The organism is Parafrankia colletiae, assembly GCF_001854655.1.
GTDB classification, from domain to species: Bacteria; Actinomycetota; Actinomycetes; order Frankiales; family Frankiaceae; genus Parafrankia; species Parafrankia colletiae.
Map to the genome: position 1 here is coordinate 105304 of NZ_MBLM01000058.1, position 16607 is coordinate 121910.

Genomic DNA, 16607 nt, shown 5'->3' on the forward strand with positions numbered 1-16607 from the left:
AATACCGTGATCCGGCTCAGCGTGCTGTACCCGAGGAGCGAGGGCGCGACCTTCGACCACGAGTACTACGTCACCAACCACATTCCGATGGCCTGCCGGATGTGGGGGCTGACCGAGGTCGAGGTCGACCGGGGCATCCGCGGGCCGTACGTGGCGGCGGCGCACTTCCGCTTCGCCTCGATGGAGGACCTGAAGAAGGYGATGAGCGCCGACGCCTCGTCGATCAGTTCCGACCTGGTGAACTACACCACGATCACCCCGGTGATGCAGATCAGCGAGTTCACCGGCTGACCCGCCGTACCAGGCCCGAGTGCGCCCGGAACGGCACCGGGCGCCCGGTGCCGTTCCCGATGCTCCCGCAGGGTCCTGCACCCCGCTGCGGCGCAGCGTGACGCTGGGTGACTACTCCGGGTCGTAGGCGAGGTTCGGGCGCAGCCACTTCTCGACCTCGCCGATGCTCATGCCCCGCCGCCGGGCGTAGTCCTCGACCTGGTCGCGGCCGATCCGCCCGACGGTGAAGTACCGCGAGGACGGGTGGGCGAAGATGATCCCGCTCACCGCGGAGGCGGGTGTCATCGCGAACGACTCGGTCAGGCCCAGGCCGACCCGGTCCGCCTCGAGGAGGGCGAACAGCGCCTGCTTCTCGCTGTGGTCCGGGCTCGCCGGATAGCCGAACGCGGGCCGGATGCCGCGGAACCGCTCGGCGTGCAGGTCCGCCAGCGCCGGCTGCGCGTCCGGCTCGAACCAGGCCCGGCGCGCCTGCAGGTGGACGTACTCGGCGAAGGCCTCGGCCAGCCGGTCGGCCAGCGCCTTCACCATGATCGCCCGGTAGTCGTCCTGGTGGGCCTCGAAGTCGGCGGCGAGCCGATCGGCGCCGTGCACGGCCACCGCGAACGCGCCGAGATGGTCGCCGGCCGGCGCCACGTAGTCGGCGAGGCTGCGGTTCGGGCGACCGGTGGGCTTCGCCGTCTGCTGGCGCAGCATCGGCAGCCGCAGCCGGCCGCTCTCGGCCAGGGGGCTGGTCGCGCCCGGCGCGGCGGCGTCCACCGCGGCGACGTCGATCACGATGTCCTCGCCGTCGGCGACGGCGGGCCAGAAGCCGTACGCGCCCTCGGCCCGCAGGCCGCCGTCGGCGATGATCTGGTCCAGCAGGGTGTTCGCCTCGTCGTACAGCTCGCGGGCGACCGGCTGCTCCAGGATCGCCGGGAACTTGCCCTTGAGCTCCCAGGCGAGGAAGAAGAACTGCCAGTCGATCATGGCGCGCAGCTCGGTGAGCGTCGGCGTGACGACGCGCAGCCCGGTGAAGGCGGGGACGGGCAGGTCGTCGAACGGGACCTGTTCACGGTTCGCCCGGGCCCGGTCGAAGGTGAGCAGCGGCTGCTGCTGGCGCTTCTCGTGCTGTTCCCGCAGTTCCTGCTGCTCCTGGCGGGTGCGCGCGGCGAGTTCGATCGCCCGGTCGTTGTCGAGCAGGTCGGAGACCACGCCGACGACCCGGGAGGCGTCCAGCACATGGACGGTAGTGGCGTCGTAGGCGGGAGCGATGCGCACGGCGGTGTGCTGGCGGGAGGTGGTCGCACCACCGATCAGCAGGGGCAGCTTCAACCCGCGGCGCTGCATCTCGGCGGCCACCGAGACCATCTCGTCGAGGGACGGGGTGATCAGCCCGGAGAGGCCGACCGCGTCCGCGCCCTCGGCCACGGCCGTGTCGAGGATGACCTTGGCGGGGACCATCACCCCCAGGTCGATGACCTCGTAGTTGTTGCAGCCCAGGACCACGCCGACGATGTTCTTGCCGATGTCGTGGACGTCGCCCTTGACGGTCGCCATCACCACCCGGCCGTTGCCGCGGCGGCCCTGGTCGGCGTCGGCGGAGCCGCCGGCGGCGAGCAGCGCCTGCTTCTCCGCCTCCATGTACGGCTCCAGGTAGGCGACGGAACGCTTCATCACCCGGGCGCTCTTGACCACCTGCGGCAGGAACATCTTGCCCGCGCCGAACAGGTCGCCGACGATCTTCATCCCGTCCATCAACGGGCCCTCGATCACGTCGAGGGGGCGGGCCGCCACGGCGCGCGCCTCCTCCGTGTCGGCCTCGATGAAGTCGACGATGCCGTGGACGAGCGCGTGCGCGAGGCGCTCCCGGACCGGGGCCTCCCGCCAGGACAGGTCCACCACGCGCTTCGTGCCGCTGCCGCTGACCGTCTCGGCGAACGCGACGAGCCGGTCGGTGGCGTCGTCCCGCCGGTCGAAGAGCACGTCCTCGACCAGCTCGAGCAGGTCGGCGGGGATGTCCGCGTACACCGCGAGCTGGCCGGCGTTGACGATGCCCATGTCGAGCCCGGCCCGCACCGCGTACAGCAGGAACGCCGAGTGCATCGCCTCGCGGACGACGTTGTTGCCGCGGAAGGAGAACGACAGGTTCGAGATGCCGCCGGAGAGGCGCACCCCCGGGCAGCGCTCCTTGATCAGCGGCAGCGCGTCGATGAAGGCCTTGGCGTAGCCGTTGTGCTCGGCGATGCCGGTGGCCACCGCGAGCACGTTCGGGTCGAACACGATGTCGGTCGCCGGGAAGCCGACCTGCTGGGTGAGCAGGTCGTAGGCCCGCCCGCAGATCGCCACCTTGCGTTCGGTGGTCTCGGCCTGGCCCTTCTCGTCGAAGGCCATCACGACCACGCCGGCGCCGAAGTCGCGGATGCGCCGGGCCTGCTCCAGGAAGGGGCCCTCGCCCTCCTTGAGGCTGATCGAGTTCACGACGCCCTTGCCCTGCACGCAGCGCAGGCCCGCCTCCAGCACGCTCCAGCGCGAGCTGTCGATCATGATGGGCAGTCGGGCGGCCTCCGGCTCGGTCGCCAGCAGGTTCAGGAACGTGGTCATCGCCCGCTCGCTGTCGAGCAGGTCGGCGTCCATGTTGACGTCCAGCAGGTTCGCCCCGCCACGGACCTGCTCGAGGGCGACGTCGATCGCGGCCTGGTAGTCGTCCGCCTCGATCAGCCGGCGGAAGCGGGCCGAGCCGGTCACGTTCGTGCGCTCGCCGATCATGACGAAGCCGGTGTCCGGACCGATCTCGAACGGCTCCAGGCCGCTGAACYGGGTCCGGTCGGGCGGCTCGGGGATCGGGCGCGGCGCGGCGCCCTTCACCGCGTCGGCGATCCGCGCGATGTGCGCCGGGGTCGTCCCGCAGCAGCCGCCGACCACGTTGACCAGGCCCTCGGCCGCGAACCCGCCGATGAGCCGGCCGGCCTCCTCCGGAGTCTGGTCGTAGCCGCCGAACGCGTTCGGCAGGCCCGCGTTGGGATGGCAGGCCGTGAACGTGCCGGCGAGCCGGGCCAGGTCCGCCACGTGCGGGCGCATCTCCTCGGCGCCCAGCGAGCAGTTCACCCCGACGACCAGCGGCTCCGCATGTGCGATGGAGCTCCAGAAGGCCTCCACCGTCTGCCCCGACAGCGTCCGCCCGCTCATGTCGACGATCGTCACCGAGATCCACAGCGGCAGCTGGGGGGCGACCTCGCGGGCCGCGGCGATCGCGGCCTTCGCGTTCAGCGTGTCGAAGATCGTCTCGATGAGGAGGAGGTCGACCCCGCCCTCCGCCAGCGCCGCGATCTGCTCGGCGTAGGAGTCCCGGACCTGGTCGAAGGTCACCGCCCGGTAGGCCGGGTCCTCCACCCGCGGAGACAACGACAGCGTCACGTTCAGCGGCCCGATCGACCCGGCGACGAACCGGGGGGTGCCCGTTCGCTCGGCGGCCTCGTCGGCGGCCTGGCGGGCCAGCCGTGCCCCCTGCACGTTCATCTCCCGCACCAGCGACTCCAGGCCGTAGTCGGCCTGGCCGATGCTGGTGGCGGTGAAGGTGTTCGTCGTGGTGATGTCGGCGCCCGCGGCCAGGTACTGCCGGTGCACGTCGAGGATGACGTCCGGCCGGGTCAGGTTCAGCAGGTCGGGGTCGCCGGTGATGTCCTTCGGGTGGTCCGCGAACCGCTCGGTGCGGTAGTCGGCAGGGGTGAGGCCGGCGTTCTGCAGCATCGTGCCCCACGCGCCGTCCAGCACGACCACGCGCTGCGCCAGCAGTTCCCGCAGCACCTGCCCGCCGGCCCCGGCCGCAGGGGCATCGGGACTGYTGACAACCGCGTTACCGAGGACCCCGGATTCCGCCATGACACACACCTCCCTGTGAGGGAGGCGCCCTTACGGAGTGGTGCCGGCCGAGCGTGGCGGACCTGAGCCCGTTACAGAACCAGGGTCCGTTGCAGCGCCCCTCGACTTGGTTGCCGACATTACACGGTGCCCCGCGAGGCACCGACGTCCAGCCGGACCCCCAGCCCGGCTTCCCGCCCGGGTTCCGGCCCGGCCTGCGCAACGACCTCCGGGCCGCCGGTGAGCAGGTCGCGCAGCATCGCCCGCAGCGAGCGCCGGTCGCTCCACATCGGAGCCGTGGCGGGAAAGATGTGCGTCCGCGCGCGGGGGAGGGCGGCGGCGACCTCGCCCACCGTCAGGGTGCGGTGGATGAAATCGCCGTCCTGCCCGACGACCAGCACCCGCGACTGCACCCGTGCCAGCCGCCCGCGGTCGGCGACCGGGGTGTTCCCCGGGCGCTGCGTCGGCGGCGTGCAGGCCGCCAGCATCAGCGCGTAGGCCCGCAGGTACGCGTCCGCGCCGCGGACCGACAGCAGCTCCGGGGACATGCACGCCGCGATCTCGGTGCGCAGCTCGTCCGGGTCGCCACCGTGCCGGGCCAGGTGGATCCGGCGGAACAGATCCTCGACGTCCGGCGGGATCGGCTCGTCCAGCGCCGGCGGCAGCAACAGTGCCAGGGCCTCGAACCGGTCCGGCTCTCGGTCGACGAGCGCCATCAGCGCGCCGGCCCCCATGCTCTGCCCGATGGCGGACGTCGCCCCGACCGCGTCGGCGACCGCGGCCAGCTCCGCGGCGAGCTCGGGATACGTCCAGCCGTCGGGCCGCGGCGACGAACCGCCGTAGCCACGGAAGTTCACCACGGCCTTCGTCCCCGGCAGGTTCAGAACAGTGGGCAGCATCACCCGCGCCGACGCGCCCCAGGCGTGCGCGGCGAGGACGACAGGCTCTCCCTCCCCGACCACGAGCACCTCGTTCGACRCACCGGGCCCACCGACCGTGACCGTCCGAACTTTCTTCGGCACTGCCCGGAGCTGCCCCGTCCCTGTTGCCTGCACCGACACCCCGTCCCTGTGCTGTCGCGGTCCCCCGCGCTGTCGCGAAAACCGTCCTGCCCTCCGCTGACGATCCCATCGTGGCTCTCCCGGTGTCGGACAGGCACCGGGCGTCACACCCGAGCAACGGGGGAGTCGTCCGTCCGCCCAGCGTCGGAAGCTGCTCGGCCAGGACCTACTCGTTCCGGACCTTCGGTGGGAGTTGTTCCTCGCCGGTGAGGTAGTCGTACGGGTAGGTCGTGGTGGTTCCCGACGGCCCGGTCCATACGAATGTTCCGGGGGTGGGCTGGCGGACCCTCCACAGCCGGCCTGGCCGGTGCCGCATGCGGTGATGACRCTTACAGCAGGGGCCCAGGTTGATCGTGAGGGTGGGCCCGCCCTCGGCGTAGGGCACGGTGTGGTCGGTTTCGGTGCGTGTCGCCGGGCGGGTGCAGGTGCCGGTTCCGGGCCCGGACGTGGCGTACCTGGCCGGGGCTGGGGAGCCGCCGCTCGGCCACCTCCAGCAGCGCGCCCCGTGAGTCGGTGAGGAGACGGCRCCACGTGGACCCTGGGCGCATCGCGATCTCTCTCGCGACCGCGGCGGGCAGTGGGCCGTAGCCCGCGAGCTCGCCGGGCTCCTGACCGAGACCGAGCAGGGTTGTGATGGGCACCACCACCTGGATCTCGCAGCCGATGGGCGCGGCATGCTCGCCCCGGCCCATCAGCAGATCGACCAGAACATCCGCGCGGATCTGGTCGGGGGTGCGGGTGTCGTCCTCGGTGCGGGCCCGGGCGATCCCGTCCGCGAGATCATTGATCCGCCGGTAGCAGGCCTCTGCCTGATCGGCGGGCAGACGTGCGGACAGGGTGCTGATCGCGTCCTCCTCCGCGTCGATCCAGACCCCGCGTTCCTTCGCCCGTTCCCTCGCTCGGCGTTCGGTGCCGTCGGGGTCCAGGCGCAGCACTGCGCGACGTGCGGCGGCGGCGTAGGCGGTGCGGTGCCTGCGCTGGCCCCGCTCCAGCATCCATGCCTCGAACGCGGTGGCGAYGTCGTCGCCGAGGGGTGTGATCGCGTGTTCCAGGATCCGCAGCCGCGGCAGATCGATCTCGCCGGCTTCCAACGCGTCCAACGCGTGCGGGAGGCGCCGGGCGACGGTCTCGGCGAAGTACAGCTCGTTGCGGGCCGAGTTCGCAGACACCGCCAGGACGGCCGCGACCTCCTCCGGGGCGTAGTCGGTGAAGACCCCTGCCGGGTCACCCTCCCGCGGTGCGTGCAGAGCGGCGGTGCCGGCCAGGGCACGCAGCATCTGTGCCTGGCCGGCCGCGACCTGACGGGCCGCGTTCCTGATGGTGTTCAGATGGTCCCTCAGCCGCTTCTCGAACCGGCTCATGGCGTCCACGGCGGGACCCTCGCCACCATCGGCCGGGCTACTGGCCTGGTGCTGGCTGCTGCTGGCAGGGGCGGTCGCGTCGGTGGGAGGCATGGGGAACCTCGTCTCCGGGGCAGGGATGGGACATCCAACACGGTTTCGAACGTGTGTTCGATCATAGGCGGGTTCGGGCGGTGGTGGGTCTGCCGGGCAGGGGGAGACCACACGGGGAACCGGGCGTCACCTCGAGGCCTCCGTGACGTCCGACAGTCCGGAGCACCGCAGCCACGACATCCAGCGGTGGTGCCGTGGCTGCGCCACTGTCCGTCTACGACTCCGCCGCGCCGTCTACGACCACGCCGCGGCGGGGCAGAGGCAGAACGGGTGGCCGGCGGGGTCGAGAAGAACCCGCCAGCGGTCGCCACCCGGCTGGAAGTCGGGCTGGGTCGCGCCGAGCCGGTCGGCCAGCTCCAGGGTTGCTGCCAGGTCCGGAACGCGGAAGTCCAGATGGAACTGCTGCGGCCCGTCCTGGTCCGGCCACCGCGGCGGCTGGTAGCCGTCCACCCGCTGGAATCCGATCATGATCTCGGTTCCGGGGGGTGTCAGGTAGGCCCAGGCACCGTTCTCGTCAGCACCACCGACGCCCCATCCCGTCAGCTCGCCGTAGAACTCCGCCAGTGCCTTCGCGTCCGGGCAGTCGACCATCAGCCCGGCCCAGCTCACCCCCGCGGTCGGCCCCGCCGCTTCCGCGGTCTCCGTCGTCCCCGCTGCCTCCGTCGTTTCCGCTGCCTCCGCCGTTTCCGCTGTCGCCATGTCACTCCTCCTGCTCGGGTTCGGGGCGGTCGAACTGCGGACCGTTGCGCCGCGCGCATCTCCCGCGCGGCACCGCTGCTCCTTCCCGCGCGTTCGTCCCCGCGGCCATCCTCGCCGCGATACCTGACTTCTCCTGTCAGGTATCGCGGCGGAGAATGCGGCAGTGCGCGCCAGCCGCCTGTTGTCCGTCCTTCTGCTGCTGCAGGTCCGCGGTCGGCTGACCGCCGGCGAGATCGCCGCCGAGCTGGGAGTGTCGGTCCGCACCGTCTACCGGGATCTGGACTCGCTCGCCGCGGCGGGCGTGCCCGTCCTCGCCGAACGCGGGTCCGCGGGTGGGTACCGGCTGGTGGCCGGCTACCGGACGAGCCTGACCGGCCTGACCGCGGGCGAGTCGGACTCGCTGCCGCTGGCCGGTCTTCCGGACGCGGCCGCCGCGCTCGGTTTCGGCCTGGACGCCGCGGCCGTCGAGCGCAAACTGCTCGCCGCGCTACCCCCGGGGAACCGGGAACGGGCGGCACGGGCCCGCGAGCTGTTCCACCTTGACGCGCCCGGCTGGTTCCGGGACGCCGAACCCGTGCCGTTCCTGGCCGACGCCGCCGGCGCGGTCTGGGGGTGTCGCCCGATCCGGATCACCTACCTGCGCTGGCGCGCTCCCCGCGAGGTGGTCCGTGAGGTGGAGCCGCTCGGCATCGTCCTCAAGAGCGGCACCTGGTACCTGGTCGCCGCCGCGGCGGAGGCACCGAAGGCGGCGGGGACGGGGGAGCGCGCCGCAGGTGTGGAGGCGGGCGCCGTGGGTGTGGAGGCGGGTTCCGGCAGCGGCGTCCGGGTCTACCGGGTCTACCGGGTCGGCCAGATCCGCGCGCTGGACGTCCTGCCGGAGACCTTCACCCGCCCCGACGGGTTCGACCTGGCCGGGTACTGGGCCGGCTGGACGGCGCGGTACGAGGCCGAGGTCTACCGGTCCTCGGCGACGGTGCGGCTGTCGCCGGCGGGGCTGCGGCTCGTACCCTTCCGGCTCGCACCCGCGGTGGCGAGGTCCGTCCAGCGCACGGCGGGCGAGCCGGACGCCGACGGCTGGGTGCGCGCCCGGCTGCCGATCGAGTCCGTCCGGCACGCCCGCGGCGACCTGCTGGTCCTCGGTGCCGACATCGAGGTGCTCGATCCGCCGGAGCTGCGCGCGGCGATGACCGAGGCCGCGGCGGATCTGACGGCGCTCTACGGCCGGCCACCCGGCCACCCCGGGGTACAGGAGTCAGATGGTCACATCCGGGACATCGCGTGGGCGGCGGCGCGCTGGCATGCTGGACCGGCCGTACGAGAAGGAGCGCAGCGCATGACGACGTCCGCACCCGACCCGGACCGCACCCGCGTGATCGGGGAGGTCTTCGAGGCGGCCTTCGGTGACCTGATGGCCGCGGAGGCGGGCGCGTTCCGGCGCAAGTTCCGGAAGATGGCGGCGTCGCCGTTCGCCTTCTACCGCGGGTCCGCGGCGCTGTTCTACGCCGACGTCCACGCGCTCGACGACCCGTTCCTCGACGAGCGGACGAGCCGGGTCTGGATCCACGGCGACCTGCACGCGGAGAACTTCGGTACCTACATGAGCAGCAACGGTGTGCTCGTGTTCAACGTCAACGACTTCGACGAGGCCTACGTCGGGCCCTTCACCTGGGACCTGCGCCGGCTCGTCGCGAGCCTCGCCCTGCTCGGCCGGGCGAAGGCGCTCAGCGACGCCGTCATCACCGACCTGGTCGAGTCCTGCGTCGGCGCCTACCAGGAGAAGATCCGCGACCTCGCCGAGGGCGGCTCGTCCGCCGACCTGCTGACGCGGACGTCGACCTCGGGGGTGGTGCACGCGTTCCTGCAGCAGGCGCGGCGCGCCACCCGGGTGGGACTGCTCGACGAGCTCACCGTGGTCGAGGACTACGACCGCCGGTTCACCCGGGGCGGCGGGGCCAGCGCGGTCGACGACGAGACCCGCGGGAAGGTCCTGGCCGCCTTCGACCGCTACCTGGCGACGGTTCCGCCGGGGCGGCGCACCCGGCCGGTGTCGCTGACCGTCAAGGATGTCGTGCTGCGGCGCGGGGTCGGCATCGGCAGCGCGGGGCTGCCGTCCTACAGCCTGCTCGTCGAGGGGCAGACGGAGGCGCTGGACAACGACGTGGTGCTGTACATGAAGCAGGGCCAGGTCCCGGCGGTCAGCCGGTTCGTCGCCGACGAGCGGATCGCCGGCTACTTCCGCCACCAGGGGCACCGCACGGCGCTGTCGCAGCGGGCGCTGCAGGCCGACAGCGACACCTGGCTCGGGTACACCGAGATCGACGGGGTCGGCCAGCTCGTCGCCGAGGTGTCGCCGTACGCCCAGGACCTGGACTGGTCCGAGGTGAACGAGCGGGACCAGATGCTGGAGCTGGTGGCCGACCTGGGCCGCTCGACCGCGCGGATGCACGCCGTCGCCGACGACGAGAGCGAACACGACCTCGTCAGTTTCTCCACCGAGGCCGCCATCCACGAGGCGATCTCGGCGGACCCGAAGGGTTTCACCGCGGCCCTGGTCGAGTTCGCCCACCGCTACGGCGCGCAGGTGCACCACGACCACGCCCTGTTCGTCGACATGTTCCGCAACGGGCAGATCATCGACGTCGACTGACGGCGAGGTCGGCCGGGGGCGCGCCGGTGGATGTCGCGTCCGGCGGACGTCCCGGCTGCGGTCAGACGCCGAGGAAGTCGAGGACGGCGTTCATCGCCCGGGTGTTCGCCTGGACGGAGTAGTGGTCGGCGCCCTCGATCGTCCGCCCGGTCGCCTTGGGAAGCAGCGCGGCGAGCTCCTCGGGGGAACCGGCCTCGTCGCGCTCACCGGTGACGAGGAGGACCTCGCAGGTCACCGCGGCCATGTCGGCGGCGGTGAGCTGACGGATCGGCCGCCGGGCGAACGCCAGCACGGCGTCGATGTCGTTGCCGGCCCGCCGGGCCAGCCCGTTGATCATGCGGACCAGGATGTTGGTGCCGTCGTCCGCACCCGGGGTGAAGGTCGGCCGTTCCGCCGGGCGGTAGTCGAGCAGGCGCGGGCCGATGCCGAGCAGGGCCAGCCGCTGGAAGGGCACCAGCCCGCGCACCGCGCACTCCAGCAGCAGATGGGCGCCGGCGGAGAAACCGACCGCGTCGACGGGGCCACGGCCCGCGAACGCCTCGGCGACCTCCGCCGCGACGTCAGGGTAGGCCGCCGGGTCGGTGTCGCGGCGGGAGCCGCCGTGACCGGGCAGGTCGACGAGGATCACCTCGCGGCCGGCCTCCTGCAGCAGATCGACCCAGCCGGACGAGCGCCAGCCGTGCTCGCTCGACGAGGCGAGACCGTGGACCAGAACCACCGGGGGAGTGTCAGCCATACGTCGAACCGTAAGCCCGGACTGACGACTCGTGCGCTGGATTGCGCGGGAGCGGCCACGGCCACGGCCACGTGATCTGTGCTCAGAGCGCGGGGGACGCGAGGGAGGGGTCCGCGCCGCTGGCGACCCTGCGCATGGGCTGGTCGTTGCCGTACCAGTCCAGGCAGAAGACAGTCGCGTCATCACTGAGGTTGTTCCCGGTGACCTGCAGGACCCTGCTGGTGAGGTCCTGCACGAGTTCCCGTGGGTGCAGATCCCGTGTCTCGGCGAGCGCGGCGGAAAGATCGACCTGGGCGGCGTTGCGTTCCGTCATTCCGTCGGTGACCAGCAGCAGCCGGTCTCCGGGATGCAGCCGAAGGCTGTGGATGCCGTAGAGCGTCCTCTCGAACATGCCGAAGGGCGGATCGGAGGGGAAGGAAAACGCCTGCACCTGACCGTCCCGCAGCCGGTAGAACGGCACATGCCCGGCGTTCACCACCGAGACGGCGCCGGTTGGCAGGTCGACCTGCAGCAGCAGGCCGGTGACGAACTCGTCGGAGCCGATCTGCGTCGCCATCATCGTGTTCGCACGCGTGACCTGCGTGGCGAGGTCCCCACCACCGCGGCGGACATTACGCAGACTGCTTACCAGCAGAGTCGCCAACAGCGCCGCCGCCAACCCGTGCCCCATCGCGTCGGTGAGCGACACGTGCAGCCGGGAACGCCCGAAGCTGYAGTCGAAGGTGTCCCCGGCGACGGCACCCGAYGGCTCCAGCCAGCCGGCCACCGTCACCTGCGCGCCCTCACAGGTGAAGGACTCCGGCAGCAGCCGGCGCTGGATCTCCGCGGCCAGGCCCAGCGGGACGGAGCGCTGGCCCCACTCGAACAGATCCGTGTACCGCCGGCTTGTGATCACAATGTAGGCCAGCGCATGCCCGGTGGTTGCGACGGTGTCGACGGCTTCGGCGGGGGCACCGGCGGGCAGCAGGACCTCCAGCACCCCGATCGCCTCGCCCCGGGCCGTGACCGGGACGCATACGTGTGTGCCGGTGGGGCGACGGTCCACCTGCACCCGCTGGGTCCGCATCGCCCGGCCCTGGACAGTGCAGTCCACCGGCACGCGGTCCATCGCGTCCCTGTCCTCGTCCCCGGGCCGGCGCGTGTCGGGGAACCGCGCCAGGTACCCGCCCGCGTAGTCCGCGATCAGAAAGGAGACCTCCAGCGCGTCGATCGTCCGGGCCAGCTCGCCGGCCACCGCCCGCACGGCATCGGCGGGGGCGGCACGCTCGACCTCTGTCAGCAGCTCCCGTAGTTCGATCGGCCCGGAAGACACCACACCACTGATGGTAGTCGCCACCGAAGGGCCCCGCCCGTCCGATCACGCCAGGTCACAGAGGGGTGTCCATCTTGTGATGGCCATGGTACTAGTCAGCCTAAACTTATAAGGTTATGTTGGTAATGTGATCGAGGGGCAGCGGGTTGAGGGGCGGCGGGCGGATACAGAAGGTGCGGGTGCGCACGCCGGCCGGGCCGGCGGCCCCTCGGCGTCGGGCGACGTCGGCGAGACGCTCGAGATCGCCGCGGAGCTGCGGCTGAGTCTCAGTCTGTTGTTGCGCAAGCTGCGTCTGGTCCAGCCGGCCGGTGAACTGACGGTGGGCGAGATGGCGGCTCTCGTCCGGCTTGAGCGCGGCGGGCCGGCGACGGCCGCGGCGCTCGCGAAACAGGAGGCGATCAGCCCGCAGTCGATGGGCGCCACCCTGGGCGGGCTGGAGGAGCGAGGTCTCATCGAGCGCCGGCCTGACCCGGATGACGGGCGACGGGTCATCCTGTCGCTGGCAGCCGCCGGCCGGGAGGCGCTGCGGGAGCGGCGCAACGCCCGCAGCGAGCAGCTCGCGCGGGCACTCGCCGACAGTTTCAGCGATGCCGAGCGGGCCTGCCTGAAAGCGGCGGCGCCCCTGCTCGAACGACTGGCGCACAGCATCTGATGGCGGGGCCGACAAGCGGCGGCGCTGCGGGCACCTCGGCGGCGGTGGCCGGCGGCAGGTACAAGTGGGTCGTCCTGGCGAACACGACCGCCGCGGTGTTCATGTCCGCACTTGACGGGTCGATCGTCCTGATCGCGCTGCCGCCGATCTTCCTCGGCATCGACCTGGATCCGCTCGCGCCCGGCAACGTCAGCTATCTGCTCTGGATGATCATGGGATACCGCCTGGTGCAGGCGGTCCTCGTCGTCCCGCTGGGGCGGCTGGGGGACATCTTCGGCCGGGTCCGGATCTACAACGCCGGCTTCGTGGTCTTCACCGTCGCTTCCATCCTGCTGTCCTTCGATCCGTTCCGCGGCGGTGCCGCGGCGATGTGGCTGATCGGCTGGCGGGTGCTGCAGGCCCTCGGCGGCTCCATGCTCGCGGCCAACTCCGCCGCGATCCTGACCGATGTCTTCCCCGCCGACCAGCGCGGCCTCGCGCTCGGCATCAACCAGGTCGCCGCGCTCGCCGGGCAGTTCATCGGCCTGGTGGCCGGTGGCGTGCTGGCCGTCTGGGACTGGCGGGCCGTGTTCTGGGTGAACGTCCCGGTCGGGGTGTTCGGCACCATCTGGGCCTACCGCCGGCTGCGCGAGCCGCCGCGCCGTGAGCGGCCGAAGCCGGGGCGCTTCGACTGGTGGGGCAACATCACCTTCGCCGGCGGGCTCGGCGCGGTCCTGGTCGCCGTGACCGAGGGGCTGCAGCCCTACCGCGGGCACACCATGGGCTGGACCAACCCCACAGTGATCGCCCTGCTCACCGGCGGCACGTTGCTGCTCGTCGCGTTCGTCGTCGTCGAGAGACGGGCCGAGTCGCCGATGTTCGAGCTCGCCCTGTTCCGGATCCGGGCGTTCACCGCCGGGAACATCGCCGGGCTGGCCGTCTCGATCGCCCGCGGCGGGCTGCAGTTCGTGCTGATCATCTGGCTGCAGGGCATCTGGCTGCCGCTGCACGGCTACGACTTCGAGGACACCCCGTTCTGGGCCGGGATCTACCTGCTTCCCCTGACCGCCGGTGTGCTCGTCGCCGGTCCGCTGTCAGGCTTCCTCTCCGACCGGTTCGGCGCCCGGGGGCTGTCCACCTACGGATCGCTGGTGTTCGCGGCCAGCTTCGTCGGGCTCATGCTGCTCCCGGTCGACTTCTCCTACTGGGCGTTCGGCCTGCTGATCGCGGTCAACGGCATCGGCGCCGGGATGTTCGCGGCGCCGAACTCGGCGTCCATCATGAGCAGTGTCCCGGCGTCCGTGCGCGGGGTCGGCTCGGGCATGCGGGCGACGTTCCAGAACGCCGGCAGTGCGCTGTCGATCGGGGTCTTCTTCTCACTCATGATCGCCGGCCTCGCGGGCAGCCTGCCAGGCGCCTTCGCGACGGGGCTCGCCGCCGAGGGCGTTCCCGACACCGTCGCCGACCAGGTCGGCGCCATCCCACCGGTGGCTTCGCTGTTCGCCGCGGTGCTCGGCCTCAACCCGGTGGAGCACCTGCTCTCCGCCGCCGGCTCACTGGACGCCCTCGCCCCCGAGCACCGCGTGGCGATCACCGGACGCGAGTTCTTCCCGCACCTGATCTCCGAGCCGTTCCACACTGGTCTGATCGTCGTGTTCGGGGTCGCCGCGGCACTGGCCGTGATCGCCGCGGCGGCCTCCGCGCTGCGCGGCGCGCACCAGCCGCATCCCGCCCGGGCCGTCGCCGCCGACCTCCCACCGGCCGACCAGCCGCCGGCCGGCCAGCCCACCACGCCCGACGCCGGCTCCCCGCCGGCCAGCCTGCCGTGACCGCTGATGCTGACGGCGGCCGCCCCGCTGCGGCCGAGGGCCGGGGCGCGGGGCGGCCGCGGTGAGTGCGGTGGGCGTGCGCGCCGGTCTCTCAGGGCTCGTTGATCAGGTAGGCGACGTCGTTGGCGACCATCTGCTCGAGGTGCTCGGGCAGCACGGTGTGACCGGTGAACCGTTCGACGACCACCAGGCCCTTCGCCACCCGGTCTGTCGCGCCGGTCAGGTCCAGATCGCGCAGGAGCGGGAGAACCACGTCGGGGACGGGGTCCGGGCCCGGCTCGAACGCGGCGAGGACGTCGCCGTGCTGGGCCAGCGAGAGCCGGGTGAGGGCGTTCAGATTCCAGAACATGCTGGCGGCCAGCCCATGCCGGGACAGGGACGAGAGCACAGCGTGCCGCGATCCCTGGCTGCCGCCGGCCTCCACCGCGAGTACCGCCCGGTCGTCACCGGCAAGCGGGAGAACGAGAAGGCAGGGGTCGGTGCGGCCGTCGGCCCGCAACCGCGCCAGTGAGCAGGGGACGTCCGGGTCGGCGTCGAAGCACCGCACGACGTCGGCGGGTGCCGCCCCGACCACGACGGTGAACGTCGCGGCCTCGCGGAACTCGCTGCGCCGGCGCACCCAGCGGTAGCGGGCCTCCGGCTGGGAGGCGACCGGCGGCGGCGCCTCTCCGCGCAGCCGGTGCCCCAGCTGGTCACTGCGCCGGTGGACTGTCTCCGGTTCCGGTCCGGCGCCCCAGACCACCAGCTCGTAGGTCTCGTCCTCACCGGCGCCGTCGCGGCCGCGGGCGCACACCCGCAGCCGGTAGTCCCCGGGCCACGGGGGTGTCTGGTGGTACAGGGAACGGGCGTCGGGCGGCGCGTCCTCCCGCCTGGTCGCGCCGCCGATCACGGAGGCGGCGCCGGCCGCGGCGGTCCAGCTGACGTCGACGATCTCGTCCCAGGCCGCTGCCTCGGCGGGCGGCGGCGGGCCGGGCGGCGCCGCGAGCACCTTCAGGGACACCGCCACCCGGCCGGTCCCCACGCCGGTCCGGACGAACACACCGCCGGCGCCGACGTCCACCAGCCCGTTGCGGGCGAAGTCGGGCGCCCCGGCTCCCGCTCCGGCCCCGTCTCCGGAGGCGTGGGAGCCGTCAGGCGCGCCGGTGTCCTCGACGAGGGCGAAGGTGTGCCCAATGACGGGCACGCAGCCGGCGGCGTGGCGGGGCAGCCGGTAGTCCGCGCGGCGGCGCAGCAGCAGGGCGGCCGGGTAGGCATCCGGCATCGGGCGGCCGCCCAGGACGAGCGCGGCGGAGCCCAGCGCGACACCGACGACGACCGGCGCCTCGGCGCCCAGCGCCGGCGGGTCCAGCTCACGCAGGACAGCGGTGGCCACCGCCACCGCAAGAGCCAGGTGGGCGGCGCCGTGGCGGGCGGCCAGCGTCGCCTCGTCAGCAGGCGCGTCCGGCGGCTCGGCGCCACTGGTGTCGTCCACCTCGAACACGCGGTCGTCCACGACCAGCAGCGGGCCGGTGACGGGATGGTCGGCCAGCGCGCGTACGTAGGCCAGGACAAGGTGACAGGCACCGGGGCTGACCCGGTCCAGCCGCGCGACGGCGTCGATCGCCTCGGGCTCGTCGGCGGGCGCCGCGAGGACCCGTGACGTACCCACGGCCGCCCGCACCGGCCCGGACGCCGGCGGGTCCGTGAGGCTGCGGGTGAGGCCACGCGGCGCGTGCAGCGGGATCTCGTCGACGACCAGCTCGAGTGCGCCGAGCACCCGCTCCGGCAGACGTGGGCCGACCGACCGCAGGGCGGTGAGGACCGGCGCGCCCGGACGGACCGCCGGCCGCTCCGCCGCGCTGATCCGGCCGAGCTCGGCGGCGGGGGTCGGCGGAATGCGCGCCACCAGCTGTGAAAATACCTCCGCGACGACGTTCGCGAGCGGATCCAGGAGGCCCGCCGGCAGTTCGACGGTCGGCTCAGGGAGGGAAATCTGACGGCTTTCCAGGTCCGATCGAAACACTTGCGAAACTGTACTGAAGGGCCTGTGATTTGGCCGCGATCCACTCTTCGACGGTGTGACGATCCGTCAACACACATTCGTGCGGACGGAACCCCCGCGGTGGTGCGG

At 72.4% G+C, this 16607-nt stretch carries 11 protein-coding genes and 1 pseudogene; 5 read left to right on the top strand and 7 right to left on the bottom strand.

All coding sequences use genetic code 11. The annotated features are described in order from the left end of the window. Positions 1–6 precede the first annotated feature (6 nt). Complete coding sequence (locus CC117_RS08530) at positions 7–291, top strand: EthD family reductase (RefSeq protein WP_071083206.1); 285 nt, start codon at positions 7–9, stop codon at positions 289–291. A 111-nt stretch (positions 292–402) separates the two neighbouring features. Here CC117_RS08530 and metH read toward each other — a convergent pair whose 3' ends face one another. The 4 genes from metH to CC117_RS08550 form a co-directional block, all read right to left on the bottom strand. After that, positions 403–4149 (bottom strand): methionine synthase, encoded by a 3747-nt coding sequence (gene metH / locus CC117_RS08535; RefSeq protein ID WP_071083207.1) that lies wholly within the window; start codon positions 4147–4149, stop codon positions 403–405. Between the two features lie 119 nt (positions 4150–4268). After that, positions 4269–5090 (bottom strand): alpha/beta fold hydrolase, encoded by an 822-nt coding sequence (locus CC117_RS08540; RefSeq protein WP_241829937.1) that lies wholly within the window; start codon positions 5088–5090, stop codon positions 4269–4271. Between the two features lie 428 nt (positions 5091–5518). After that, positions 5519–6643, bottom strand: a complete 1125-nt coding sequence (locus CC117_RS08545) for a DUF222 domain-containing protein (protein ID WP_071083209.1) — start codon at positions 6641–6643, stop codon at positions 5519–5521. A 234-nt stretch (positions 6644–6877) separates the two neighbouring features. After that, positions 6878–7342 (bottom strand): VOC family protein, encoded by a 465-nt coding sequence (locus CC117_RS08550; RefSeq protein ID WP_071083210.1) that lies wholly within the window; start codon positions 7340–7342, stop codon positions 6878–6880. A gap of 163 nt (positions 7343–7505) precedes the next feature. Here CC117_RS08550 and CC117_RS40430 point away from each other — a divergent pair. Both CC117_RS40430 and CC117_RS40435 read left to right on the top strand, forming a co-directional pair. After that, positions 7506–8537 (top strand): annotated as a pseudogene (locus CC117_RS40430) (helix-turn-helix transcriptional regulator); the annotation flags it as partial. Positions 8538–8675: 138 nt separating this feature from the next. Continuing rightward, positions 8676–9989, top strand: a complete 1314-nt coding sequence (locus CC117_RS40435; RefSeq protein WP_071083283.1) for a DUF2252 domain-containing protein — start codon at positions 8676–8678, stop codon at positions 9987–9989. Positions 9990–10050: 61 nt separating this feature from the next. Here CC117_RS40435 and CC117_RS08560 read toward each other — a convergent pair whose 3' ends face one another. Together CC117_RS08560 and CC117_RS08565 are read right to left on the bottom strand one after the other, a co-directional pair. Then, positions 10051–10725, bottom strand: a complete 675-nt coding sequence (locus CC117_RS08560; RefSeq protein ID WP_071083211.1) for an alpha/beta fold hydrolase — start codon at positions 10723–10725, stop codon at positions 10051–10053. Between the two features lie 82 nt (positions 10726–10807). Beyond that, complete coding sequence (locus tag CC117_RS08565) at positions 10808–12061, bottom strand: PP2C family protein-serine/threonine phosphatase (RefSeq protein ID WP_241829938.1); 1254 nt, start codon at positions 12059–12061, stop codon at positions 10808–10810. A 217-nt stretch (positions 12062–12278) separates the two neighbouring features. Here CC117_RS08565 and CC117_RS08570 point away from each other — a divergent pair, with 217 nt between their 5' ends. Together CC117_RS08570 and CC117_RS08575 are read left to right on the top strand one after the other, a co-directional pair. After that, positions 12279–12689: a MarR family winged helix-turn-helix transcriptional regulator gene (locus CC117_RS08570; RefSeq protein ID WP_071083284.1), complete on the top strand. Its 411-nt coding sequence runs from the start codon at positions 12279–12281 to the stop codon at positions 12687–12689. Beyond that, positions 12689–14497, top strand: coding sequence for an MFS transporter (locus tag CC117_RS08575; protein WP_071083213.1), 1809 nt, complete (start codon positions 12689–12691; stop codon positions 14495–14497). The genes CC117_RS08570 and CC117_RS08575 overlap by 1 nt, the downstream gene beginning before the upstream one ends. 91 nt (positions 14498–14588) lie before the next feature. On the opposite strand, the gene CC117_RS08580 is transcribed toward CC117_RS08575, so the two are convergent. Then, positions 14589–16382, bottom strand: coding sequence for a DUF6461 domain-containing protein (locus tag CC117_RS08580; RefSeq protein WP_241829940.1), 1794 nt, complete (start codon positions 16380–16382; stop codon positions 14589–14591). Positions 16383–16607: the final 225 nt, after the last annotated feature.

What these genes read in the sequence shown, in the direction of transcription:
- CC117_RS08550 (WP_071083210.1), bottom strand. Translation starts at nt 7,342, where the DNA reads ATGGCGACAGCGGAAACGGCGGAGGCAGCGGAAACGACGGAGGCAGCG.
- CC117_RS40435 (WP_071083283.1), top strand. Translation starts at nt 8,676, where the DNA reads ATGACGACGTCCGCACCCGACCCGGACCGCACCCGCGTGATCGGGGAG.
- CC117_RS08560 (WP_071083211.1), bottom strand. Translation starts at nt 10,725, where the DNA reads ATGGCTGACACTCCCCCGGTGGTTCTGGTCCACGGTCTCGCCTCGTCG.
- CC117_RS08575 (WP_071083213.1), top strand. Translation starts at nt 12,689, where the DNA reads ATGGCGGGGCCGACAAGCGGCGGCGCTGCGGGCACCTCGGCGGCGGTG.